23 protein-coding genes are annotated in these 26,386 nt (G+C 38.9%); 22 read left to right on the top strand and 1 reads right to left on the bottom strand.

Annotated elements, in window-relative coordinates:
• The first annotated feature begins 11 nt into the window (after window positions 1-11).
• From prfA to C3945_RS05730, 17 genes are all read left to right on the top strand, one after another.
• The gene (gene prfA, locus C3945_RS05810) at window positions 12-1,088 is read left to right on the top strand and encodes a peptide chain release factor 1 (protein ID WP_161878782.1); all 1,077 of its coding nucleotides are present in this window, start codon (window positions 12-14) and stop codon (window positions 1,086-1,088) included.
• A complete protein-coding gene (prmC, locus tag C3945_RS05805) occupies window positions 1,078-1,932 on the top strand; it encodes a peptide chain release factor N(5)-glutamine methyltransferase (protein ID WP_161878753.1) in 855 nt (284 codons plus the stop codon). Before prfA ends, prmC begins: the two co-directional genes overlap by 11 nt.
• Before the next feature lie 17 nt (window positions 1,933-1,949).
• Window positions 1,950-2,960: an L-threonylcarbamoyladenylate synthase gene (locus C3945_RS05800; protein WP_161878752.1), complete on the top strand. Its 1,011-nt coding sequence runs from the start codon at window positions 1,950-1,952 to the stop codon at window positions 2,958-2,960.
• 123 nt (window positions 2,961-3,083) lie between these two features.
• Window positions 3,084-3,713, top strand: coding sequence for a uracil phosphoribosyltransferase (upp, locus tag C3945_RS05795; RefSeq protein ID WP_161878751.1), 630 nt, complete (start codon window positions 3,084-3,086; stop codon window positions 3,711-3,713).
• Between the two features lie 216 nt (window positions 3,714-3,929).
• Window positions 3,930-4,166 (top strand): DUF1146 family protein, encoded by a 237-nt coding sequence (locus tag C3945_RS05790; protein WP_337249272.1) that lies wholly within the window; start codon window positions 3,930-3,932, stop codon window positions 4,164-4,166.
• 235 nt (window positions 4,167-4,401) lie between these two features.
• Window positions 4,402-5,706, top strand: coding sequence for a UDP-N-acetylglucosamine 1-carboxyvinyltransferase (murA, locus tag C3945_RS05785; protein WP_161878749.1), 1,305 nt, complete (start codon window positions 4,402-4,404; stop codon window positions 5,704-5,706).
• Window positions 5,707-5,950: 244 nt separating this feature from the next.
• Window positions 5,951-6,934, top strand: coding sequence for a rod shape-determining protein MreB (mreB, locus tag C3945_RS05780; RefSeq protein WP_161878748.1), 984 nt, complete (start codon window positions 5,951-5,953; stop codon window positions 6,932-6,934).
• A gap of 49 nt (window positions 6,935-6,983) precedes the next feature.
• Window positions 6,984-7,172, top strand: coding sequence for a DNA-directed RNA polymerase subunit beta (locus C3945_RS05775; protein ID WP_161878747.1), 189 nt, complete (start codon window positions 6,984-6,986; stop codon window positions 7,170-7,172).
• A 226-nt stretch (window positions 7,173-7,398) separates the two neighbouring features.
• On the top strand, window positions 7,399-7,791 hold the full coding sequence (locus C3945_RS05770; RefSeq protein ID WP_161878746.1) for a single-stranded DNA-binding protein: 393 nt from the start codon (window positions 7,399-7,401) through the stop codon (window positions 7,789-7,791).
• Between the two features lie 308 nt (window positions 7,792-8,099).
• Entirely contained in the window at window positions 8,100-8,810 is a 711-nt protein-coding gene (locus C3945_RS05765) for a response regulator transcription factor (protein WP_161878745.1), read from the top strand.
• The gene (locus C3945_RS05760) at window positions 8,788-10,227 is read left to right on the top strand and encodes a sensor histidine kinase (protein WP_237585491.1); all 1,440 of its coding nucleotides are present in this window, start codon (window positions 8,788-8,790) and stop codon (window positions 10,225-10,227) included. Before C3945_RS05765 ends, C3945_RS05760 begins: the two co-directional genes overlap by 23 nt.
• A 213-nt stretch (window positions 10,228-10,440) precedes the next feature.
• Window positions 10,441-12,648, top strand: a complete 2,208-nt coding sequence (locus C3945_RS05755; RefSeq protein WP_161878744.1) for an LTA synthase family protein — start codon at window positions 10,441-10,443, stop codon at window positions 12,646-12,648.
• A 172-nt stretch (window positions 12,649-12,820) separates the two neighbouring features.
• Window positions 12,821-13,999: a class I SAM-dependent rRNA methyltransferase gene (locus tag C3945_RS05750; protein ID WP_161878743.1), complete on the top strand. Its 1,179-nt coding sequence runs from the start codon at window positions 12,821-12,823 to the stop codon at window positions 13,997-13,999.
• 216 nt (window positions 14,000-14,215) lie between these two features.
• Window positions 14,216-14,920 (top strand): ABC transporter ATP-binding protein, encoded by a 705-nt coding sequence (locus C3945_RS05745; protein ID WP_161878742.1) that lies wholly within the window; start codon window positions 14,216-14,218, stop codon window positions 14,918-14,920.
• Between the two features lie 32 nt (window positions 14,921-14,952).
• A complete protein-coding gene (locus tag C3945_RS05740) occupies window positions 14,953-17,940 on the top strand; it encodes an ABC transporter permease (protein WP_161878741.1) in 2,988 nt (995 codons plus the stop codon).
• 144 nt (window positions 17,941-18,084) lie between these two features.
• Window positions 18,085-18,420 (top strand): thioredoxin family protein, encoded by a 336-nt coding sequence (locus C3945_RS05735; RefSeq protein WP_161878740.1) that lies wholly within the window; start codon window positions 18,085-18,087, stop codon window positions 18,418-18,420.
• 16 nt (window positions 18,421-18,436) lie between these two features.
• The gene (locus C3945_RS05730) at window positions 18,437-19,327 is read left to right on the top strand and encodes a DUF7916 family protein (RefSeq protein WP_161878739.1); all 891 of its coding nucleotides are present in this window, start codon (window positions 18,437-18,439) and stop codon (window positions 19,325-19,327) included.
• A gap of 88 nt (window positions 19,328-19,415) precedes the next feature.
• Here the strand turns inward: C3945_RS05730 and C3945_RS05725 are convergent, their stop codons facing one another.
• Window positions 19,416-20,387 (bottom strand): Gfo/Idh/MocA family protein, encoded by a 972-nt coding sequence (locus tag C3945_RS05725; protein WP_161878738.1) that lies wholly within the window; start codon window positions 20,385-20,387, stop codon window positions 19,416-19,418.
• A 148-nt stretch (window positions 20,388-20,535) separates the two neighbouring features.
• On the opposite strand from C3945_RS05725, the gene C3945_RS05720 reads away from it, so the two are divergent.
• From C3945_RS05720 to C3945_RS05700, 5 genes are all read left to right on the top strand, one after another.
• The gene (locus C3945_RS05720) at window positions 20,536-21,348 is read left to right on the top strand and encodes a M15 family metallopeptidase (RefSeq protein WP_161878737.1); all 813 of its coding nucleotides are present in this window, start codon (window positions 20,536-20,538) and stop codon (window positions 21,346-21,348) included.
• Window positions 21,349-21,452: 104 nt separating this feature from the next.
• Window positions 21,453-21,956: a glycoside hydrolase family 73 protein gene (locus C3945_RS05715; protein ID WP_161878736.1), complete on the top strand. Its 504-nt coding sequence runs from the start codon at window positions 21,453-21,455 to the stop codon at window positions 21,954-21,956.
• A 21-nt stretch (window positions 21,957-21,977) separates the two neighbouring features.
• Window positions 21,978-22,664: a hydrolase gene (locus C3945_RS05710; protein WP_202623306.1), complete on the top strand. Its 687-nt coding sequence runs from the start codon at window positions 21,978-21,980 to the stop codon at window positions 22,662-22,664.
• Between the two features lie 86 nt (window positions 22,665-22,750).
• On the top strand, window positions 22,751-24,817 hold the full coding sequence (locus C3945_RS05705) for a penicillin-binding transpeptidase domain-containing protein (RefSeq protein ID WP_161878734.1): 2,067 nt from the start codon (window positions 22,751-22,753) through the stop codon (window positions 24,815-24,817).
• 139 nt (window positions 24,818-24,956) lie between these two features.
• On the top strand, window positions 24,957-26,309 hold the full coding sequence (locus C3945_RS05700; protein ID WP_161878733.1) for a hemolysin family protein: 1,353 nt from the start codon (window positions 24,957-24,959) through the stop codon (window positions 26,307-26,309).
• Window positions 26,310-26,386 lie beyond the last annotated feature (77 nt).

The raw sequence follows: 26,386 nt of genomic DNA, 5'->3' as shown, positions 1-26,386 counted from the left end.
TTATGAGTAACATGTTAGATCGATTGGAACAAGTTGAGGGACGTTATGATGAGTTAAACGAATTGTTGAGTGACCCAGATGTCATCAGTAACACTGACCGTTTAATGAATTTAAGTAAAGAAGAGGCTAGTTTAAGAGAGACTGTAGCCACTTACCGACGATATAAAGAAGTAAAATCAGAACTGCAAGATACAGAAGAGATGTTAAACGAATCGCTTGATAAAGACATGGAAGACATGGCAAAAGAGGAACGTGCCTCCTTGCAAGCAGAAATTGCAGAAATGGAAGAGGCATTAAAAGTGCTATTGCTTCCAAAAGATGAAAACGATGAGCGCAATATTATTATGGAAATAAGAGGAGCAGCGGGTGGAGATGAAGCTCAGTTGTTTGCTGCCGACTTATTTGAAATGTATCAGCGCTATGCGGATAGTCAAGGTTGGAAAACAGAAGTATTGGCTGCTAACTCAAATGGTCTTGGTGGCTATAAAGAAATCACCCTTATGATTACAGGAACAAATGTGTATTCAAAATTAAAATTCGAAAATGGAGCGCACCGCGTCCAGCGTGTACCTCAGACAGAATCTCAAGGCCGTATTCATACGTCTACCGCTACAGTTGTTGTTATGCCTGAAGCTGAAGATGTTGAAGTGGATATTGATGAAAATGACATTCGTGTTGATATCTACCATGCCAGTGGAGCTGGAGGGCAGCACGTTAACAAAACGGCTTCTGCTGTCAGATTAACTCATGAGCCGACTGGAATTGTGGTTGCGATGCAGGATGAACGCTCTCAATTGAAAAACAGAGAAAAAGCGATGAAAATATTACGTTCAAGAGTATATGATAAAATCACACAAGAAGCTCAGGCAGAAGTGGATGCAGAAAGAAAATCAGCAGTAGGAACAGGCGATCGTTCTGAACGTATTCGTACCTATAATTTCCCACAAAGTCGAGTGACTGATCACCGCATCAACTTAACTATTCAAAAACTAGATCAAATTTTATCTGGCAAGCTAGATGAATTTATCGATGCGTTAATGCTTTGGGAGCAATCTAGAAAAATGGAGCAGCTTCAAAATGAGTATTAAAGATCTTTCTTCTGCACTAACATATGGGGAGGCCCTCACGAGGGCTTCCCTTTTTTTAAAAAAGAATGGAAAAGAAGCGCATTTAGCAGAATGGTTGTTGAAAGAACGGTTCGATTTTAGTTTAACTGATCTTGTTCAAAAACAAAGACACGTCATGCGTACCGATGAAAAAGAACAATTTATAAAAGATATACTCGAGGCAGTGGAAGGTAAACCGGTACAATATATTGTTGGTCATGAATGGTTCTATGGGAGACGATTCCATGTCTCTCAAGATACCCTTATTCCTCGACCAGAAACAGAAGAATGGTTCGATCATTACATTAAAACGTTGCCCAACAGAGCACTTAATGTATTGGACATTGGGACAGGCAGTGGGGTATTAGCCATTAGTCATAAATTGGAAAGACCTCAAGATAAAGTTACTGCAGTTGATATTTCCCCAAACACGTTGAACATGGCTATAAAAAATGCGGAAGAAATGGAAGCGGACGTAACCTTTATTATTAGTGATATGACTAAGCAAGTCACAGGACCTTTTGATTTGATTTTGTCTAACCCTCCTTATATAGGTAGTGAGGAGTTACAAGCTATGGATGATTCTGTATTGGCTTTTGAACCTCATGAAGCGTTGTTTGCAAAGGATGAAGGGCTATTCTTTTATAAGCAGTTAGCTCACACAATCCCTGATATACTGTCTCAGACAGGGCTAATTATTATGGAGCTTGGATATAAGCAAGGTCAAGCGATTAAAGGACTATATGAAGAAGCTTTTCCGAAAGCACAGGTAGAGATTAGAAAGGATTTTAGCGGTCATGACCGAACACTTTATGTTAGACGATAAAGAAAGGAGGGGGCTTTATGGATACGATCATATGGAACGAAAATCAACTTAAAGAAGCAGCCAATCAGTTGAGAAATGGAGATGTGGTCGCCTTTCCAACTGAAACGGTGTACGGTCTTGGAGCGGACGCAACAAACGAAGAAGCAGTTAATCGGATTTTTCGAGCAAAAGGGCGGCCTAGTGACAATCCTTTAATTGTGCATATTTCGACTATAGACCAATTAGAAGACTATGTTACCTTTGTGCCTGAAAAGGCTAGAGAAGTCATCGAGCATTTTTGGCCAGGACCGTGCACCGTTATCTTAGAGAAAAAAGGAAACCTGGCTCCTTCTGTAACAGGAGATCTTCAATCAGTGGGCATTCGGATGCCAGATCACCCCTTGGCATTAGCACTTATTGAACAAGTAGGTAAACCATTGGCCGCGCCAAGCGCAAACTCTTCTGGAAAACCAAGTCCGACAACGTCTCAGCATGTCTGGGATGATTTAAATGGAAAAATTGCAGGCATTATTGATGGTGGACCGACTGGAGTAGGATTGGAATCCACAGTTTTAGATTTAACAAATCCCCATAAGCCTACGATATTACGTCCAGGAGGGATATCAAAAGAAGAGTTGGAGTCAGTTCTAGGTCAGGTATATGTGGATACACATTTAGTCGATGAAACAGCAGCTCCAAAATCTCCCGGAATGAAGTACCGACATTATTCACCGGATAAGCCAGTTTGGATATTGCCCCAAGACACTGAAGAAAGTCGTCAAATGATAACTAGTTTAATAAAAAACGGTGAAGTAGTCGGCTTATTAGCGAGTGAAGAGTTCATTACATCAGTATCGATTCAACCGCTTAACCATTACTCCTTAGGGAAAAAGACGTTACCCTCTCAAGCAGCATCCTTATTGTATAGTGGGCTGAGAGAGATGGATCAATCGTTAGTGACCATTATCCTAGTGGAACCCTACGAAAAAAAGGGAATAGGAACAGCTTATATGAATCGGCTAGAAAAAGCGGCCGAAAGAGTGCTTTAAAAATGAGGAATATGCTTAAGTGACCATGACTCATTATTTTAGTAATAAAATTGTCTGGAAACTTGGTCATACTTTTTGTACAATAGATTAGGATTAAAAATGGATTTATAAAGGAGCCGAATCATGGGAAAAGTAGAAGTCATTAACCATCCACTTATTCAGCATAAACTTACAATTATTAGAGACAAGAGCACAGGGACAAAAGATTTTAGAGAAGTTGTTAATGAAATTGCTCGCTTGTTGGCATATGAAGTATCAAGAGAAATGCCACTGGAAGATGTTGAAATCGAGACACCTTTAGTTAAATCCGTTCAGAAACAATTGGCTGGGAAAAAAGTAGTTATCGTACCTATTTTGAGAGCGGGCTTGGGTATGGTTGATGGTATGCTAGATTTAATTCCAGCTGCCAAAGTCGGTCATGTCGGTATGTACCGTGACCATGAGACAATGGAGCCTGTAGAATACTTTATTAAAATGCCTTCTGATTTAGCTGAAAGACAAATGTTGGTCGTTGATCCTATGTTGGCAACCGGTGGTTCAGCAGTTGCTGCAATCGATGCGATTAAGAAACGCGGAGCAAGCAACATTAAATTTGTATGCTTAGTCGCTGCGCCAGAAGGAGTTAAAGTTCTTAGGGAAGCACACCCGGATGTGGATATCATCACAGCTTCACTAGATGAGAGACTAAATGAAAAAGGTTATATCTTGCCTGGACTTGGCGATGCCGGAGACAGATTATACGGTACAATGTAAACAACAAGAAAAGAAATCAAAGCTTCGATAAAAAGGAAACTCATCCTTTTTTTATCGAAGCTTTTTCATAAGGTCACTGTTTAACACAAAATTAACTCAAAAACGCCGAATAAAACAGAAAATTAGTTGAAACGATCAATGAAAGCGTGTAATATTCCTGTAATAAGCATTATAAATGAAATATTTATTTGAGTATGCTAGTATGAAAACGGAAGGATGAAAGACATGTCACTTATCACATTGCAATCGATGATTAACCTTGTATCACATATATTTTTTATATTGGTTGCTTTTTGGGCACTGCAGGCCTTACGAACTGATATGCTAATAAAAAAGCATCATATACCTCAAGCAAGAACCTTGTATATTCTAGTTGCTATAGCTGTAGGATATACTACGAGTCAGTTTTTTATAGATTTCATCCTTTACATTCAAAACGTATTAGTATTTTAAATGAATATTAACTGGATGAATCACAGTCTATGTAATCTTGTAACAAATTCGACATGAAAGATTGGGATCTATAGTGTTCCTCTTTAAGATACAATCTGTTATACTATTACAGGTGTGCTGAGAGTTAGTGCATATTTCGCATGATACAGACTGATTAACTTAGACATTGAGATGATTTTAAAAACGATGATTAGTGGGGATTACCCTGGACGTTTCAACTTATGGAGGGCATAGAATGGAGAAAATAATAGTAGGTGGAGGCAGACGTTTAGTAGGCGCCGTGGATATTGACGGAGCAAAAAACGCTGTTCTTCCGATTTTAGCATCGACGATTTTAGCAAGTGAGGGAGATAGCACGATAACCAACGTGCCGTTACTTTCAGATATTTATATTATGAAAGAAGTTTTATCTCACCTAAATGTTGATTTAACATTTGATGAAGGTAATAATACTATGACAGCAAATGCTACGAGAGAATTAAACAATGACACGCCTTTTGACTTTATGAGCAAAATGCGTGCGTCAATTGTTGTAATGGGACCATTGCTTGCCAGAACGGGCTACGCTCGAGTGGCTATGCCAGGTGGCTGTGCGATTGGATCTAGACCAATCGATTTGCATTTAAAAGGCTTTGAAGCAATGGGCGTAAAGGTACATACCGGCCAAGGGTATATTGAAGCCTCTGTGGACCAATTAAAAGGCGCTCATATTTATCTTGATTTCCCAAGTGTTGGAGCAACTCAAAATATTATGATGGCAGCAACAATGGCAAAGGGAACAACAGTCATGGAGAACGTTGCTAGAGAGCCTGAGATTGTTGATTTAGCAAATATCCTAAATAAAATGGGTGCTAAAGTAGTAGGAGCAGGTACAGAAACACTTCGAATTGAAGGAGTAGACTCTCTCGTTGGGGTTAATCACTCGATTATACCTGACAGAATAGAAAGTGGCACCTTTATGGTAGCTGCAGCTATTACTCAAGGCGATATTATGATTAATGACTGTGTACCTGAACACAACAAGCCACTTATTTCTAAATTAAAAGAAATGGGCGTTCAGTTTATTGAATCTTCAGAAGGACTACGCGTTATTGGACCTAAAGAACTAAAGCCGACTGATGTTAAAACGATGCCACACCCGGGCTTTCCAACTGACATGCAAGCACCTATGACGATTGCGCAGTTGGCAGCTAAAGGAACAAGTATTATGCGTGAAACGGTATTTGAAAATAGATTTATGCATATGGAAGAGTTAAGAAAGATGAATGCTTCTTTCCAAGTTGACGGTCAAAGTTTGATTGTTCAAGGAGGACATACGTTGCAAGGCGCTGAAGTTGCTTCTACTGACTTGCGTGCAGCAGCAGCCTTAATTCTTGCAGGCCTGATTTCTGAAGGGTACACTAAAGTTATTAAACTAGAACATTTGGATCGTGGTTACGCAGGATTCCATAACAAATTGGCTAAATTAGGCGCGGATATTGAGAGAGTATCAGAAGATGAAAAAACTGTTACTCAAAAGAATCACGTTAGCATTAAGTAATAAATGGATTAAATTTAGAGAATAATAGAGGTAGCTGTGTCGGAAGTGTGACGAGCTACCTCGTTTTATTCTCTTTTTTTTTTGTTATTGTGAAATTGATATCAGTAAACCATGAAGGAATCTAAATTTCCTGTTGCTCTTTTTTTTTAGATTAAGTATTATAGAAAGAGTGAGAACAAATTAAAGAATACTCATGGTTTCCCGAAACAAAGATAGTGTAACTGAAGTTGAGAGGAGAAATACGATGGCGAGAGATATTGGCATCGACTTGGGCACAGCAAATGTGCTGGTTCATGTAAAAGGAAAAGGAATAGTATTAAATGAACCATCGGTGGTTGCCCTGGATACAAAAACGAATGAAGTATTAGCAGTGGGAGAAGACGCCTATAGAATGGTTGGTCGTACCCCTGGAAACATAAGAGCCATCCGTCCCCTCCAAGGAGGAGTGATAGCTGACTTTGATATTACTGAAGCAATGCTGACTTACTTTATAAATAAATTAAACGTTAAAGGCTTTTTATCGAAACCCAATATATTAATCTGTTGCCCGACTAACATTACTGCTATTGAACAAAAAGCAATCATTGAAGTAGCAGAAAAAAGTGGAGGTAAAAACGTTTATTTGGAAGAAGAGCCTAAGGTAGCAGCAATAGGTGCAGGAATGGAAATCTTCCAACCAAGCGGAAACATGGTCATTGACATCGGAGGCGGAACGAGCGATATAGCTGTTCTATCTATGGGTGGTATTGTTACAAGCCGTTCGATTAAAGTTGCAGGTGACACGCTAGATGACGACATTACTCAATACATTAAAAAGAAACATGGTTTACTGATAGGCGAACGCACTGCCGAAACAATAAAAAAAGAAATCGGTGTGATGTTTGATAATGGACGCAATGAAGAAATGGATGTAAGAGGTCGTGACATGGTTAACGGATTGCCACGAACAATTACCATCACCTCTTCGGAAGTTAGAGAAGCGACACACGAATCAATGCAAATCGTAGTTGAACAGGCCAAGTCTGTTTTAGAGCAGACTCCACCTGAATTATCGGCAGATATTATTGATCGCGGGGTCATATTAACTGGCGGGGGTGCCTTGCTTGATGGAATTGAGTTACTTTTTGCCGAGGAGTTAAAAGTTCCGGTATTTAAAGCGGAGAATCCTCTTGATTCAGTTGCATTGGGAACAGGCATATTGCTCGAAAACCTAAAAAAAAGAAGATAGCCTCTTTATTTGGCTAAGCTTTGCGAATGACTAATTGAGGTGCACACTAATGACATGGAAAACGATCACTAAGAATATTGTCTTTTATATTTTGAAGGTTCTGCTTATTATTCTGCTAATTGCAGCAGCGTTCATTGGAGGAACCATGCTTGGATACAGTGTCATTGGTGGAGCTGGCGACCCGATGGATGTTTTCAATCCAGAATTATGGCAACATATCTTGGAATTTATATTCTAAAAACTAAACGCTTTTCTCATGGCTTGTCTTTGAGAAAAGTGTTTTTTAGTACATTTTCGAACCACTCTTTCCATTATAATCGACTATATTTGTCTAGAATAAGGCGTAAATCGAGAGAAACTAAAATTTTCCGAAAGAAAAAAAGTGCTTTAAGAAAGTTTTGGGTAATATTATATTATAGGGGGAGAAAACACTTCCTACTATTATGCAAGGAAAGAGGAATAAAATGAATACGATCTCATTGATTGGAAGGCTCACCAAAGATGTGGAACTGAGAAGTGTAGGTGACGGACGGTTTGTCACCAATAATACACTGGCAGTTAGAAAGACCTTTAAGAAAGAGCAAGGAACGGATGCTGACTTCATTCCATTTGTAGCCTGGGGTAAACGGGCAGAGCTTCTTGAAGAGTACTGCAGCAAAGGTGACTTAATCGCCTTAAATGGGAAAATGCAGTCGCGATCTTACCTGACAGAGACATCAGAAACTAGATATGTTATTGAGATGTTTGTCGAAGAGATAGAATTTTTACAAAAGAAAACACCTGAAAAAGTCACTCAACACGTTAGTCAAAATATCATCCCGACTCCGCAACCTGCTTCTCCAGTATTCAGTCAGTAATCAATAAAATAGAGATATAAAAAGAGCCATCGATGAGACTGAGCAATTAAGGCAGTCTTTTCAATGGCTTTTTGATGTGTGTAAAAGATTAAACACCATTTATGGAGAAACAGTTAATGCACTAAACGTTTCTCAATTGTTAATTGCATGTCTCTTAACGATTCATTTATAGTATAATGGATAGTATAAACAGCAGTATGAAAGCAAAAGTTCACATTTTTTTCTATTTAATAACTATAATGACATAGAATATTCATTACTGTTCAGTATAATAAGGGACAGCACAGATCTGAGAAAGAAGGATGACAATGCATATCTTAATGATTGAAGATAATGAGTCGGTATGTGAAATGATTGAAATGTTTTTTATTAAAGAAAATTGGGAAAATACGTTTGTCCATAACGGGAAAAAAGGACTAGAGACTTATTTAAATGCTCCTGATACATTTGATTTAGTTGTTTTGGATATTATGTTGCCTGAAATGGACGGAATAACGATTTGTCGCGAAATTAGAAAACACTCAACAACTGTGCCAATTATCATGTTGACAGCAAAAGATACTGAGAGCGATGAAGTCATTGGCTTGGAAATTGGAGCGGATGACTATGTGACTAAACCGTTCAGCCCATTAACTTTGGTTGCTAGAATTAAATCCATAATGAGACGAGTAAACGATCGAAGTACATTGGAAGAACAGGAACCTCAGTATGAAATTGAAACGGAACATTTGAAAATGGACCGCACAACAAGAGAAGTTATTTTGTATCAAGAACCTTTAACTAATTTAACTCCGAAAGAATTTGATTTGCTTTACACCTTAGCGAATAGTCCGAGACGAGTTTTTTCTAGAGAGCAATTACTGCAATTGGTCTGGGATTATGAATATTTTGGAGACGAGAGAACCGTCGACGCACACATTAAGAAATTGCGTCAAAAGTTGTCGGCAACAGGACCACAAGTGATAGAGACGGTATGGGGAGTGGGATATAAATTCGATGATACCGGAAAACTGGACTAAAATGAAATTACCGTATTTCTTCCAGCAACTGCTAGGCTTTTTAGCAGTTATTATCATATTAATGACGATTACCGTCGTATATTTGGTTCATTTTGGAAGACATACAGCATTTGGAGAAATAGAAAGACGTCTATTTGGCTATGCCGAATCTATAGTTGAACAAAATTTAGATTCGGAAGAATTGGATACTATCCATGAAGTACTCGGTAAACAAGGTGTGTCGTTTTATGTGTTTGAAGAAGAGGGTAGACTGATTTACCCGGAACTGCCGCCGCATCTTGAAGCTAGAGTAGTTCCTGAAGAGTTTCAGCAATTGGAGAATGGAGAGCGTTTAGCTTTAACAACGGAACAAGAAGACATGCTTGGAAATCCGAGTGAAACAGCCTTCATCTATATGCCTTACTTTAGACAGTCAACGGAAGATTTCGCAGGGTTTATTACGGTTAGTGCTCCCATTAGTCAAGTGGATCGACAAATGAGTGAATTACATGGGAATGTTTTTGATGCATTTGTTCTTTCTACAGCTGTAGCCATTATCATGAGTATCATATTCGCTCATTATCAAGTTAAACGAGTGAATCGGTTGCGTAAAGCTGCCCACCAAGTGGCTGAAGGAGAGTACACTATACAGCTGGAGCATAAAGGACGAGACGAAATTGACTACCTATCAAAAGACTTTAATCGCATGGTTAATGCGTTAAAAGAGACTAGTGAAGAAGTAGCCCGCCAAGAAGAAAGAAGAAAGACCTTTATGCAAGATGCAGCTCACGAAATGCGCACACCCTTAACAACGGTCAACGGTCTTTTGGAAGGTCTCGAATACAATGTGATACCAGAAGAACAGAAGTTGAGAAGCATTCAGTTGATGCGAAAAGAGACTCGGCGTTTGATACGTTTAGTCAATGAAAATATGGATTATGAAAATATCCGATCGAACCGGATTATACTAAATAAAAATAACATACCGGTAACAGAAATATTTGAGGAAATTAAAGAACAATTGAAAGAAATGGTAGAAGACTCCACTAACACGATGACATTTGAAGCAGCAGATGACCTAAGCGTCTATGCGGACTATGATAGACTCAAACAAATTCTTGTCAACTTGATTAAGAATGCCATGCAGTTTACAACAGATGGCGAAATTATTATAAGAGGGCAACGAACACATACGGGGACTCGGTTGAGTGTAATCGATACGGGAATCGGTATGACGGAAGATGAGCTCCGATTTATATGGGATCGATATTATAAGGCAGATACTTCTAGAGTGAATACGAAATATGGTGAGTCAGGTTTAGGCTTGGCTATTGTTCAGCAGCTAATAGAAATGCATCAAGCAACCATAGACGTAGACAGTGAACCCAACAAAGGAACCAGCTTTCACCTTGACTTTCCTTTTAAAGTATCCGAATAATTGAACTGTAAAAACCTACATTGTTCACGCTTTAGTGACAATAGCAGGTTTTTCTTATGGAAATATTAATATAAAAGAACTATAATAGGTTTTCTAAATAGAATAGTAGCAGTTGTGCTTTTAGTAAATATCAATTAGAATAGTCGAGGCAAGTGTTTTATTTCTTCTCAAATAGTGATGCGCACAAATGCAATAAAATTAGGAGGCATGAGAATGTCGAGAATAATCTCAAAATTAAATAAAAAAAATAACTACTTCTTTATAGCGGTAATCCTCTTTTGGTTAAAAACCTATGCGGCTTATCTGGTTGAATTTAATTTAGGTGTAACTGGACTGTTTCAGCATATCTTATTATTTATCAATCCATTACCTTTTATCATCATCTTTTTCTCAATCTCTTTATATTTCAAGAGAAAGAAGGTATCACACTATAGTCTTTTAATAATTCAACTAGCTTTATCCTTCCTTCTTTATAGTAATATCTTATACTACCGAGAATTTACGGACTTTTTAACAATGAATATTATGATGGGTTCCAATAATGTCTCTGGAGCAATGTTAACATCTACTATTGCCATGATTAGATCATGGGATTTACTCTACTGGGTGGATGTCTTATTGCTTTTCTTTTTAATTAAAAAAGCACCTAGTTCCACTACGGACGTTGAAGAAGCAGCTAACGTGTCAACTAAAACCAACAGCAGATTTAAATTTTTAACAACTAATAAGACGCATAAAGGAAAAGCCTTTATGATTACTAAGTTTGGAGTATTATTATTTATAGGGAATTTGTTGTTAGCCGAAATTGATCGACCGCAACTACTAACCAGAACATTTGACAGAAATTTCATCGTTAAATACCTGGGTATCAATTTTTTTACCGGATATGATGTGGTTCATACGATTCAAACAAATTCTATTAGAGCCAATGCCGATGAATCGCATTTAAGTAAAGCTGTAACTTATGCCAAGCAAAATCATGCCGCACCAAATGCAGAGTATTTTGGTATAGCAGAAGATCGCAACGTTATTATGATTTCAATGGAAAGTATACAGCAGTTCCTGATTGATTTTGAATTGGAAGACGAGTACGGAAGAAAGCATGAAGTCATGCCTTTTGTGAATAGCCTGTTCCACAGCGAGGCATCTTATAGTTATGAAAATTTCTTCCATCAAACGGGACAAGGGAAATCAGCTGATGCCGAAGTACTCGCTGAATTGTCATTATATGGGTTGCCGCAAGGAAGTGCTTTTCAAACATTGGGCTCATCCAACACCTTCCATGCTACGCCAAATATATTGAAATCAGCCGGCTATACAACAGCCGCTTTTCATGGGAATGTGGGTTCATTTTGGAACCGAACCGATACGTATGGACGGTTTGGCTATGATTATTTCTTTGACTCAGAATTTTATGATTTATCAGAAGATCGAGCGATGGAATATGGATTGAAGGACAAGTTGTTCTTCCATGACTCTGTCGAATACATGGAACAACTCCCGCAACCTTTTTATTCTAAATTCATTACCGTTACACACCATTTCCCTTATCCAATTGATGAAGCAAATGAAGGGTTCCCGAAAGCCCAAACGGATGACGAGACGATAAATAATTTTTTTGTGACAGCAAACTATGCAGATCAGGCAATTGAAGAATTTTTTAATTACTTGAAAGCATCCGGCTTGTACGACAATTCGATGATTGTCTTATACGGTGATCATTTCGGTATTTCGAATATGAGAAACCCTCATGTCGCTCCTTTGTTGGGCCAAGACCCAGAAGAATGGGGAAATTATGAAAATACACACATGCAACGAGTGCCTTTAATTATTCACATCCCTGGGGAGACAAATGGTCAAGTTTTTGACACGTTCAGTGGGCAAGTCGATATATTGCCAACAATGATGCATTTATTGGGACTCGAAACAGATCAATACCTATTTATGGGACAAGACTTACTGTCAGAAGAACATGATGGCACAGTTACTTTAAGAAACGGGCGGGTCATTAATAAGGATTATACCTTTATCGAGCAAAGTGTTTATGATACCAAAACCGGTAACGAAATTCACGAAGATTTGTCACCTGTTGAGTTAAATGCATTGTATAAGCAACGGGATAGAGCGAGACAAGCCATGTCTTACTCGGATGAAATCATGCAAATGGACTTATTAAGGTTTTACACTCCAGAATCGCTGACTGTTACAGAACCAATTGATTATCTTTACCGAGATCAATTGCAAATTTTGAAACGGGATAACAGACGAGAAACGAGTCTGATAGAGAAAAATGGTGGAGTATCTACAATTGAACTTTATGAAACAGACGCACCTGAAATGATGAACACCGATATGGACGAAGAAGAAATGGGTCATCCGAATCATACGGAAACACCAAAAGGAATCGAACGAATAGAGTAAGCTAATCAAAAGATAGAATAAAGACACCTTAAAGCAGGAAGGCTTATGAGCCTATCCTGCTTTTTAGTTTGAGAGAGCAATCTTGACTGTAAGCATATAACCTGAATAAGCAGTGTGTTATAATAATAAGAAGGATATCCGTTTTAATGACGGAAAGGAAAGAGGGAAATAAATGATTACATTAGAAATAAAAAGCTTAGCAGCGAATCGGATAAGAGATGGTTACCCTGTTATTGAAGACTTTGACTTTAAGAAGAAGATAAATGAAAAAGAAGGCGAATTGGTTAGAATGGTTGACTCTAATCAACGGTTTGTAGCGATAGGTTACCTAGGTGCAGAGAAGAGAGCAGCTGGATGGGTTTTATCTCGAGAAGAAGATGAACAGATTGACGCAAGATTCTTTGATCGTTTATTTAGAATTGCTCGCACGAAACGGGCAACGTTTTACTCAGATGATACAACGACAGCCTTTCGTTTCTTAAATGGTGATGGGGACGGCCTTGGCGGGTTGACTATCGATTATTATGATGGGTACTATGTCTTTTCTTGGTACAATAAAGGTTTATATGCTCATAAAGAAACGATTATGAAAGCATTTAAAGTAGCTGTGCCTGACTTTAAAGGAATTTATGAAAAATTGAATTACCCTAAAGCTTCTTTCCAAACAAGATTTGTTGAAGGAACAAAGCACGATGAAGCCCTCATCATTTTAGAAAATGGCATTCGCTATGCTGTTTACTTGAATGAAGGATGGATGACTGGAATATTCCTTGATCAAAGAAATGTGAGAGGGAAGATAATGGAAGAGTGGGGAATGGGTAAAACGGTTCTAAACACTTTCAGTTACACGGGGGCTTTCTCTGTGGCAGCGTCAATGGCAGGAGCAGTTAAAACGGTTAACGTGGATGCAGCTAATCGTAGCAAGGAACGCACAAGAGAACAGTTTGAAATTAACGGCTTAAACCCAGATGACCATGAAATTCGTGTAATGGATGTCTTCAGTTATTTGGATTATGCTATCAAACATAAGTTGCAATTTGACTTAATTATTCTTGATCCGCCAACCTTTGCACGGACTAAAAAGCGTACATTTAGCGTAGAAGAAGATTATAGCGAATTAGTTAAAGATGCAATTAAAGTTTTGGCTCCAAATGGTATGATTATTACTTCGACCAACTCTTGGAAGATTAGCCGAGATGAATTTTACGATATGGTTAGTCAGGCATTTGATGAAAGTCAAGTGGATGCCTATTTGGTGGATGAATTTGGCTTGCCAGAAGATTACAAAACGAGTCAAGAGTATCCAGAGTCAAATTATTTAAAGGTATTTGCTTTGAAACGCACATCTTAAAAAAATGAGCGCATCAAATTGAATGGGAGCCGTCATCATATGAGCAATGGGTTAGGTAATACCTGACTTGCTCATGTGCCTTGACGGTTTTTTGCGTTAGTATAGCTGTATATATGAAGAAACAATGAATAATGTATACTAATGAACAGACTAATCTAGAATGAACAATTAATTATGCTAAAATAATAAAGTTAAGTAATGAAAGGATCGGTGACTATGACAGCGTATATATCAGTAAAAGACGAATTTAAACGATTTAAATCTGGAGAGACAGAGGTAGTGGCGAATAATGGAATCACTTTTGATATTGAAGAAAAAGAGTTTGCCGTTATTGTTGGACCGAGTGGAGCAGGCAAAACAACGCTCTTAAATATATTGGGTGGTATGGATGCAGCGGATGAAGGTGAAGTGATTATTGATGGGACAAATATAGTCGGGTTTAATGATAAACAACTGACTGAGTACCGTCGAAAAGACGTCGGGTTTATTTTCCAAAATTATAACTTGATACCTAATTTAACTGCTAAGGAAAACGTTGAGTTAGCAGCTGAGATTTCTCCCAACGCATTAGACGCTGAAGAAGTATTGAAAAGCGTAGGGTTAGAACACCGTATGGATAATTTCCCAGCCCAATTATCTGGAGGAGAACAGCAAAGAGTTTCTATTGCCAGAGCCTTGGCTAAGCAGCCTAAGTTATTATTGTGCGACGAACCCACAGGGGCGTTGGATTATGAAACGGGGAAAAAAGTATTAAGCTTACTAAGCAAAGCTAAAGAAGATTACGGAGCAACCGTTGTTGTGATTACGCATAACCGAGCCATTGCACCAATGGCAAACCGAGTTATTGATATTAATAATGCCAAGGTTAGAGAAGTGAGTATTAACACTAATCCAAAACCAGTAGAAAGCATTGAGTGGTAAGCTGTTGAAATGAGAGTAGAATAGGTGATCGAGTGAGATATAAAGCATTAAGAAAAGATACGTTAAGAGAGATATGGCGGACGAAAACCCGCTTTCTTTCCATTTTTGCCATTATTTTATTAGGGGTTGCATTTTTTGCTGGCCTTAGCGCCACTGGCCCCGTTATGGTAAACACTGCTGATAATTATTATGCTGACCAACAATTAGCTGATGCTCATATTTTTTCAACAATGGGTCTAGATGATGAAGATGTCGCCATTTTAGATTCCGTAGAAGGAGCTGAAACCCAGTATCATTACCGGTCTGATGTAGTATTTACTGAGACGGGTTTATCTTCTCGTGTATTTAGTTATTCACCGGGTGAATCAGAATCAATGAATGAATTAGTTATAGTAGAAGGTAGATTACCGGAATCCAGCGGAGAAATAGCTTTAGATCATACCTCAAGTTATTTAGATGAGTATACTATAGGAGATACGATTGAGATTGATGTCGAAACGTTGGATGACTTTAATGAAAACTTTACTGAAACATCATTTGAAGTCGTTGGATTTTTTAATCATCCGAAGTATATTGAACGATCTGAAAGAGGGAATACCCAAGTTGGAACAGGGACCTTAAATGGGTTATCAGTCATTTTAGAAGATGACTTTGACATGGACATCTTAACAGATGCATTTGTACGTTTCCCAGGAGCTCATGACTATGAGGCGTATTCAGATGACTATGAGGCCTACGTTAATGACTATGTAGCTGACATTGAGGAGTCTTTGGCTTATCGACCTGCAGAACGCTATAATGAATTATATGAAGAAATTGAAACGGAAATAAATGACGGTTATCAAGAAATAGAGGATGCCCGCCAAGAATTGGCTGATGCACAGGATGAGCTGGCAGAAGCCCGTCAAACTATTGAAGAAGGTTACGCTGAATTGGAAGATGCTCAGGCTGAGCTAGATAATGAAGAATCTCAGGCTAGAAACCAATTGGAAAACCAGCGTAATGAATTGAACCAGGCCTTATCCGAGATTAATGCAACTAGAGAACAATTGGAAGCTGCACCGGTTCAAGATCCTGCTTTATTAAATCAATTATATGCACAAGAGCAAGAAGTTAGTGCTGGATTAGAAAAAATACAAGCAGCTGAAGTAGAATTGACCAACAACATTCAAGCGGCACAAGCAGAGATTAATGAAGGATTGAGTGAACTGGAAGAGGCTACTGCTGAACTAGAAGAGGGTGAAGCGGAGTTTTTAGAAGAGAGTGAAACAGCGGAAGAAGAGATTAGAGAAGCGGAAGAAGAATTGGCTGATGCTGAAGAACAGCTAGCTGATTTAGAAGAACCAGAATACTTTATTGAAGATCGTAATGACTTCTCGGGCTATGCAGAATTTCAAGATAACGCTGAGCGAATCAATAATATTTCTCGTATTTTCCCTGTCTTTTTCTTCTTGTTAGCCGCACTCATCTCGTTAACGACGATGACGCGTATGGTTGATGAAGGCCGTAACCAAATTGGTACAATGAAAGCACTAGGCTATGGGAACGTAGCTATTGCTATGAAGTACTTCGTTTACGCTATGATAGCGACTTTTGCAGGAGGCGTGTTAGGTCTGTTCCTAGGGTATTGGCTATTTCCTAATGTTATTATAGATGCTTACAGCTCGATGTATAACTTGCCAAGTGCTGATATTGAATTCTATTGGTCTTATGCCATTATATCGATGGCAGGAGCCTTATTAGCTACTGGTTTATCTACTTTAGTATCCGTCAGGTTATCTTTAAGGAGCAATGCAGCGACCTTGCTTAGACCGAAGGCACCAAAAAAAGGGAAACGAATTGTTTTGGAGCGTATACCATTTCTGTGGAATCGATTCACCTTCACGCAAAAAGTGGCGTCTAGAAATCTATTCCGCTATAAACGTCGTATGCTCATGACTTTATTTGGAGTAGCAGGCGGTACGGCCTTACTTTTGACGGGATTTGGTTTATCAGATTCCATATCAGATTTAGGACGTATTCAATTTGAAGAACTCTTTTTGTACGATGCGATTGTTTCAGAAAACACAAGTGCATCAGAAGCTCAAACGAATGAGTTAGAAGATACATTAGCTAATGTAGACGGCTTAGAAGATCAACTCCGAGTCCGAATGGAAAATGGAGAGGCATTTGCTGAAAATGGAAGTCAAGATCTTAATATAGTGGTTCCATCCGATACAACAGGTGTAGAAGACTTTATTGTATTTAGAGATGTAGATGATTCAAACACCATCCTGGAACTCCCTACAGAAGGTGCTTTAATAACAGATAAGCTCGCTGACTTACTGGATGTTTCCGTTGGAGATACGATCCAGGTTGAAACAAATGATGGCATTGAATTTGAAGTAGAACTCACTGATATTGTTGAGCATTATGTCCAACACTATATTTATCTGTCACCAGAAGCCTATGAAAATAGCGTGGGGGAAGAAGTCGAATTAAACTCACGATTCCTTCAGTATGACACGGCTGTAGTTGATGATGATGAATTAGGAGCAACATTGACAGATCAAGCGGCTGTGCAAGGCGTTGTTTTCTTGACTTCTGTAGAGGATGCCTTCCAAGATTCGATGGACAGCTTAGATGTCGTCACCGTTGTCTTAATTGTTTCAGCTGCTTCCTTAGCCTTTGTTGTCTTATACAATTTGACGAATATTAACGTGTCAGAACGTATAAGAGAATTATCTACTATTAAAGTGCTTGGCTTTTTCGATAGAGAAGTCACGATGTATGTTTATCGAGAAAACTTTGTTCTTACGATTATGGGCATACTGATTGGTTTCGTACTTGGATTTATCATGCATCTTTTTGTTTTGCAGACTGCAGAAGTAGATATTCTCCGCTTCTCTAGAGATATTAATGCAACGAGTTATCTCTATTCGTTCTTGTTAATGTTTTTGTTCTCTAGTCTAGTCATGGTTGTCATGCATTTCAAATTAAAGCGTGTGGATATGGTAGAAGCACTTAAAACACAAGATTAAAGGATGTTTGAAATGACCGAGCTCACGTTAGGAGACGTTCGGTCATTTCTTCTTTTTCAAATACCTTGTATCATAACTGATTTTTGACCATTATCGTGGTACTATTCAATTAAGATTAAGAATGAACTAGGAAAGGTGATGAATATGGAAGGCTTTGTCGAGGTGACATCACTTGAAGAAGCAAAACAGTTGATACAAGCAGAAAACTTGCTACTGATGTTTATTTATGGTGAGACGTGTTCCGTTTGTCATGCCGTACTGCCACAAATTAAGCCAATGATCGATTCGTTCGACGCTATTAAGTCAATTCAAATCAATCATGAACATGTCCCAGCAGTGGCTAGTGAATTTACCGTCTTCACTGTTCCAGTTGTTCTTCTTTTCCTTGAAGGGAAAGAAGTGTTACGTCAAGCTCGATTTATCGACAGAGACCTGCTTAAACACCAATTGAACACCATTACTACAGGATTAAAAAATTAGAACGGAGGGTTAGTATATGAAGAGACTTTTGGATTGCCATGCCAGTGATTTTGAAAACATGACTAAAGATGAATTAGTACAGTCTATTGTAGCAAGCGAAGGACGCACACTTTTATCAGAAAATATTGTAACTGGATCTGCCGCAGAAGGGTTGACAAACAGTGAGGTGGCTAAGGCGGCCGGGGCTGACTTGATTTTGCTAAACGCCTTAGATCTCTTTGACATTTACATCAGTGGACTTGATGAGACAGATGATCCAATCCGCAGAGTAAAGCAGTTGGTTGGGCGTCCGGTCGGAGTGAACTTGGAGCCTATTGATTTATCCGCTGATTTTAATGAACAAAGGTTAGTCATTTCGGAAGGGCGTATGGCATCGAAAAAGACCTTTCAAAAAGCTAACGACTTAGGTTTTGATTTTATCTGCTTAACAGGTAACCCTAAAACCGGAGTAAGTAATGATGTATTAGTCGAGGCAGTCAAACAAGCAAAAGAGCAGTTTAATGGAATGATTATTGCCGGGAAGATGCATCAATCAGGAGTAGCTGAACCAGTCATGACTGAAACTGTTGCCAAACGAATAATGGATGCAGGGGCTGATGTCCTATTGATGCCAGCAGTGGCTACCGTTCCCGGAGTGAATGAAGAGATGTGCCGAAGTATTGTAGAATTGGCAAAAAAAGAGAAGGTATTAACTATGGCTTCCATTGGAACGAGTCAAGAGAGTGCTGATCCGTCTACCATACGCCAAATCGGCTTGATGAATAAAGTGATCGGCTTTGATATCCATCATATTGGAGATTCGGGTTACAGCGGCATCTCACCATATGAGAATATCATTGAAATGTCAAAAGTTATTCGTGGGAATCGTCATACCATTAGACGAATGGCTGATTCAGTCAATCGTTAACTAAACTAGCAAGACACTCTATAAAGCGGCATGACATGCCAATTTATAGGGTGTCTTTTTTATCTGAGGTAAGTATACGGTTCAGGAATTACGATTCAAACAACCAGTCCATTTTCCATTCTTTTGCTGCCCAGTTCATCAATTCATTAACGTCTTTGGTTAAATCCATTGCAGTCAAATGTTGACCAGTTAATAAGCTTTCTGACAAATGATCAACTTCATAATTTAACGCTTGGGCTGTTTCGCCTGATTCAATGGTTTCCGTACGTCCATCTGCATAGGTAATAAGTGCCTGGTCAGCTCGAGGGTAATTCATGATAGTGATATAAGCATCTTCGCAGGCAATAATGCCTTGCTTAGGCAGTTTAGCGCGAAAGCTGATTGTCACCGTGGCCAACTCGTCTTGCTCATTAAGCAGTTGGAAGCTACTCATTTCATCTACACCAGTTTCATAAAGCAAGCCGACAGTTTGACGGATATGGGGTTGACTGCTTAAGAAAAACCTGACAAAAGATAAAGCATATACACCAATATCTAAAAGAGCACCTCCGCCGAGTTCAGGGTTAAAAAAACGGTTAGTTGGATCAGCTTCTTTTAAACTACCAAAGTAAGCATGAACCATTTTCAATTGACCGAACTCACCAGCGTCTACTCGTTTTTTCACGGCTTGCATGAGTGGCATATGATAAATGGTCATGGCTTCAGCCACAATCAAATTCTTCTCTTTAGCATAAGATAAAACCTCGTCTAATTCAGCTTTAGTCATAGTGATAGCTTTTTCACAAAGGACGTGTTTGCCGGCCTTTAATATCATCATCATATTGTCTTTGTGATAACTGTTAGGGGTAGCCAAATAAACAATGTCAATCTCGGGATCGTAAGCTAACTGTTCATAACTACCGTATGCTTTTGGAATGGAGTATTGTTTTGAAAAATCATAAGCTTTTTGAAGTGTGCGAGAAGCCACTCCAACTAATTCTGCATGCTCTGATTGGAAAGCCGAAGCAAAGGAGTGAGCAATGCCTCCTAAGCCAACGATGCCCCATTTAATAGTCTTCATAACTATCCTTCTTTCTCACTTAGCGTGTTTAAGTTTAGTATAACAAATTATTGCTAAAATAGTGAGGTAAGCGAAATAAGAGGCAACTCTATCGAGAGCAAATAACTTATGGTAAAATGATTACTGAACTACATGTAGGAGGATTTAAATGATTGTAAAGATTTTTGTAATAGTTTCAACAATGACATTGCTTACTGGATGTCATGTGCTAGAGGCAGATGAAAGTGATCAAGAGGTACTTGAAGAGTCTGCTCAGGATAGAATTGATGAATCAGAAGAGCTTTTAACAGACGAAGAAAAAAGACAGCGGCAATTGATGGACGCGCTCCCTAAAACTGTTTCCTCAAGTGATTGGGAACTCATATTAGTTAACAATGATTACCCTCTTCCAGAACAGTTTGAGGTTGAACTTAAAGAAGTGGAACCTGAAAAGTGGATAGATGAACGCATAGCAGATAACTATATGGCTTTGCGAGATATGGCATCAGAGAATGGGCATCGTTTGTTTTTTGCCTCTGGTTACCGTTCAGTTGAAAGACAACAAGCGAATTACGATCGGTCCATAAATAGTTATATTGAACAAGGGCATTCAAAAGAAGAAGCAAGGGCATTAACTGAAGACTACATTGCCATACCAAATCATAGCGAGCATCATACGGGTCTAGCGTTAGATATTGTAGACCAGGAATGGATTGCAGATGGTAATGGCTTAGTACCAGAGTATGATACGCAAATGTCACAACAATGGCTGATAGAAACAGCACCGGCATTCGGCTTTATACTGAGATACCCTGAAGGAAAAGAAGAGGTAACAGGCATAAACTATGAATCATGGCATTTTAGGTATGTAGGCAAAGAGAGTGCTGTTTATATTCATGAACATGAACTTGTTTTAGAAGAATACATCGAGTTGCTCGAAAGCAGAGAAAATAAAAGCAAGTTAACGGAACAGAACGGCTAGGAGGGGATAATCTGTCTAACAGAAAAAAGAAAGCCGCATCAAGTCTGACACTGTTGCAACGGGTTGGCTTAATTGTTTTAACCTTTTTTGGGACACTGATGATATTGAGTCAGGAATTTCAAGAAGACGTTCCTTTAGAAGATGCCCCTTTGTCGAAAGAGGCTTTTATTGAGGAAGTAGCCAAACATACATTACCTTTAGAAAAAGAGTATGGTATAAGACCCAGCGTGACGATTGCTCAAGCTATTTTAGAATCAAATTGGGGACAAAGTGGTTTGTCAGTGCAAGACAACAATTACTTCGGAATAAAAGGAGGGAAATCCTCGAGGCAGTATGCGACCCTCGAATATGAGGAGGACTGGGTAGAAATAGAAGCGTCCTTTAGAAGTTATCCGTCTCTTCAAGCGTCTATTGAAGACTATGCTAAACTTATAGCTAACGGCACGCAATGGGATTCATCCCTTTATAGAGGGGTCATTGATGCTGATAATTATAAAGATGCTGCTTACGCCTTGAGTGATGCAGGATACGCCACAGATCCAACCTATCCTGAAAAATTAATCGCTCTAATAGAAACCTATCAGTTAGACCAGTACGATACTAAATAATAAAGGATGTTGAAGACTAGAATGTCAAACAAACGATTTCCACATGTTCGAACGGATTTATTTAAAAACTATGTTGAAGTACCGGAAGTGATTCGCAAATCCAGTGGTATTGTGATCAATGGCAAACGATTTAAGGCATTGCTGTTTACAACGGATATTGCGCTTATTATGAACAATGATGCCGATGCGATTATGGCAGTTTATCCTTTCACCCCACACCCAGCTATAATTAAGGCCATCACAGACGTCTCTACTATATCTGTAATGGCTGGAATCGCTGGTGGTATGACACACGGCATACGATCCGCTAACATGGCTTTACTTGCTGAATCGCATGGGTGTAAAGCGGTTGTCGTTAATGCCCCTACACCAACAGATACAATTATTAAAGTGAATGAAATGATTGATATTCCGATTATTTTAACGGTCGTATCAGAATATACTGATATAGAGGATAAAATTAAAGCAGGAGTAGATATCGTCAATATTTCAGGAGCAGCGAAAACAAGCAAAATTGTTCGAGAGATTAGGCAGAAGTATCCAGATTTACCAATTATTGCAACAGGCGGACCGACGGATGAAAGTATTTTAGAAACCATAGAAGCGGGAGCGAATGCGATTACGTATACCCCCCCTTCAAATGGGGAGCTCTTTGCTCGGAAAATGGTTGACTACCGAGAAGCTCAAAAAGATTTATTTGAAAACTAAGCTATAATCAAAACGAGAGCCTTTTTTGCGAATGACTAATAGTCTTACAAATGAAGGCTCTTTTTTAAAAGTAAGGAGCTGATTTTTTGAAACAAACCAAGCATTCTTCTAATAAAAGAAATAGTAAATTAGGGTTAATCATAGCGGTTGTTGTGAGCTTACTTATTGTTGGTGGTATAGTGGGTTTTTTCTGGTATAGAAATTATCAGGAAAAACAGCTGGCTATACAACGTCAAAATGAAGTAGAAAGCTTAGTTAGCGATTACTTAGCTGCAAGAGAGAATCAAGACTTTGCTACTATGGTTAGTTATTTCACAGATGAATCGTTGCAAGCTCAAGGGTATTTAAGTGAAGAGGAGTTAAGTGAACGTTATGATACTATCTTTTCAGGTATTGGAGCTGACGAACCGAGTATAACTAGCGATAACTTAGTTTACGATGAGGAGACAGATACCTATAGCTTATCTTATACGATGCAAATAGAAACGGCTTTAGGAACCTTGTCAGATTTACAGTACGCTACTTCAATTGTTGAAACAGAAGAGGAGACGCTACTTGTCTGGGATCATGATCTCCTATTACCTGGAATGGCAGAAGGGGATACAGTAAATTTATCTTATTCTAGTCCAAACAGAGGAAGTATTTATGACCGTCATGGGAATATGCTTGCTGGTGAAGGTGAATCTTGGCAGGCAGGCATGTATCCGGCTGCCATGGGGGAGGATGTTGAACGGGAAGCTTCCATAGATACCATTAGTCAGGAATTCAATGTGTCGACAGACCGATTGGAAGCTTTGTTAGCCCAAGGATGGGTAACTGAAGAGAGCTTTGTTCCTTTTGCTTTCGTTGAAGAAGGACAGACTCCAGAGATACTTGGCGTTCGGTACCAAAGAACAACCGAGCGGGTATATCCATTAAGGGAAGCAGCAGCCCATCTTATCGGTTATGTAGGGGAGGTTTCTGCTGAAGATATTGAAAACAATCCCACGCTTCAACCCGGACAAAAGATTGGGAAAGCGGGGTTAGAGGCAACATTTGAAGAGCAATTAAAAGGGATACCTGGCGGTCGATTGACTATAATGGACCGCAACCAAGAAGTGAAAATGGTGCTGATGGAAAATGACAAGCAAGATGGAGAATCCATTTACTTAACCATTGATTTTGATATCCAAGAAGAGTTATTTCAGGCATTTGAAGAGGGTGAACCGGGAACCGCAGCGGTTATGGACCCGACGACGGGAGATTTAATCGCCTTAGCTAGCTCTCCTTCTTATAATCCTCAGTCTTTTGCTAGAGGCATGTCCTCTGAGGAATATAATGCCTATTTAGAAAATACCAATAATCCCTTTTTAAATCGTGCAACAGCACGGTATGTCCCGGGATCTACTTTTAAAATTCTAACATCGATGGCTTTGTTGGAAAAAGGACCGACCACTACGGAAACTGTGAATCAAATTGAAGGGTTACAGTGGTCGCCTGGAATCGAAAGTTTTGGTAATCACAGTATTACTCGGGTCAACAGCTCTATTTCAGAAGTAAATCTTGCATCGGCATTGATTTACTCCGATAACATTTTCTTCGCAATGGAAGCTTTAAAAATGGATACAGAAGAGTTTGAAGAAGCTCTTAATTTATTCCCATTTGGCGAAAGTATGTCATTGCCGCTTAATATGCAAGCTGCCCAGTTCGCTAATGACAATACAATTAATCAACCGACCTTGCAAGCTGACACTGCCTATGGCCAAGGTGAAGTATTAATGAACACCATTCATCAGCTGGTCTTTTATACACCGACTCACAATGACGGGCAATTGATTTGGCCAAGGTTAATTAGAGATGAAGAGACAGCAGAGCCGCTACAAGTTGTATCGAAAGAAACTGCCGATGTTATAGAGGCGTCATTAATTGAAGTCGTTAATCATCCCAGTGGGACAGCAAGGAGACTTCAAAGCCTTCCTTATCAAGCAGGGGCTAAAACAGGGACAGCAGAAATAGCTGGTGAAGAGGGCAATGATGCTAATGGTCTATTGTATGCTTACGATGCGGAGGATTATCAGTATGCCTTTATCGGTCTCTTAGAAGATCAAGTTGCAGGGGATGCGATTGACAGATTCAGTCCATTTTTGGCAAATGTGAAAACCATGTTAGAATAAACGTCACGACATTGCAACAAGTCCTTATTATGTGTTGAAAGACCTTGAACAGTATGATATATTGACTGGTGTTTTACAAGCACAGTTGGTAGAATAAAGAAAATTAACAAGTATGTTTACAATTTAAAGGAGATAATTTATGAACAGTGACCCTTGGAGTATTCAGCCCTTAATTGGGCCAATATTAATTATAGTCGGGTTAATCATAGTACATGCCTTATTGGCAGCAATGGAAATGGCCGTTGTGTCAGTTAGTTCAGTCACTATAATGGAAGAATCAATCGAAGGAAATCAAAAAGCGAAACGTGTGATGCGCATACTTGAGAACTCAGACAATTATGTCACATCTATTCAAGTTGCCGTGACACTGACCGCTTTAATGATCAGTGGCGTCTCTATCGTTGTGTTCACTCATGTGCTGAACCAGACGACACGATCGCTTTTACAAACGAGTCCGGCAGTCTTTTTAATCAGTACAATCGTAGTAACGTATCTGCTAATGCTTTTAGGAAATAAATTGCCTAGAGCAATGGCTGCGCAAAACTCACACAAAGCAATAATGAGTTTGTCAGGACTCTTGGTTATCATTCATGTCATTCTTAAACCGATTGTATGGTTGATTCAACTATCATTAAGAGGTTTAAAGCATGTGTTGCCAATGACCTTTGATGATAATAAAGAAGCCATAACACGCGACGAATTCCGTACATTCATTGAACACAGCCACAAACATGATGTGATAGACATGGATGAATTTACCATGTTAAAAGGTGTGTTGTCATTGGATAATAAAATAGCCAGAGAAGTCATGGTACCTAGAACCGATGCGTTCATGTTGGATTACGATGATCCGAATGAAGAAAATATTCAAGCTATGCTTGAGACGCCTCACTCTCGTGTACCGCTCTATTACGAGGACAAAGATAATATACTTGGTATCGTTCACGTTAAGAATTTGCTGCAAGCATCTAAAAATCAGCCATTATTAACTGTGGATTTAAAAGAGATTAGTAACCCACCGCTTTTCGTTCCGGAAACCATTTATATTGATGATTTGATTTTCCAAATGAAAAGAACCCAAAACCAGATGGCTATCTTAAATGATGAGTATGGTGGGGTGATTGGAATCGTTACTCTGGAAGATTTGTTGGAAGAAATTGTTGGTGAAATTGACGATGAATATGATAAAACAAACAAATTAATTGAAGAAATTGGGGAATTTTTATATAGTGTAGATGGTGCCACTCCTCTTGATAAGTTTAATGACTTTTTTGAGACCTCTGTGGATTCAGAAGACGTTGATACGATTGCAGGATACTTCATCACAGAACTGGGAAGTATTCCAGAAGAAAATGAGACGTCAGTCATTTCTGCAGGGAATTGGAATTTAACAGTTGAAAAAATGGATGGCACACGTATCTCTTCATTGTTCGTAAAGAGAGTCGATCCTATAAATGATAGTGAATTAATTAAAGAAGATGAAGAGTCATAAGGGAATGAGTCCTTTGCTCTCAAAACAGGCTGAGGCAGGTTGTTGTCTCAGCCCTTGTTTTTATAACTAGTGATATG

It is taken from the genome of Alkalibacterium sp. MB6 (genome assembly GCF_009935905.1).
Classification (GTDB): domain Bacteria; phylum Bacillota; class Bacilli; order Lactobacillales; family Carnobacteriaceae_A; genus Alkalibacterium.
The sequence above is the reverse complement of the archived record's forward strand: the minus strand, read 5'-3'. Positions and strand labels throughout refer to the sequence as shown.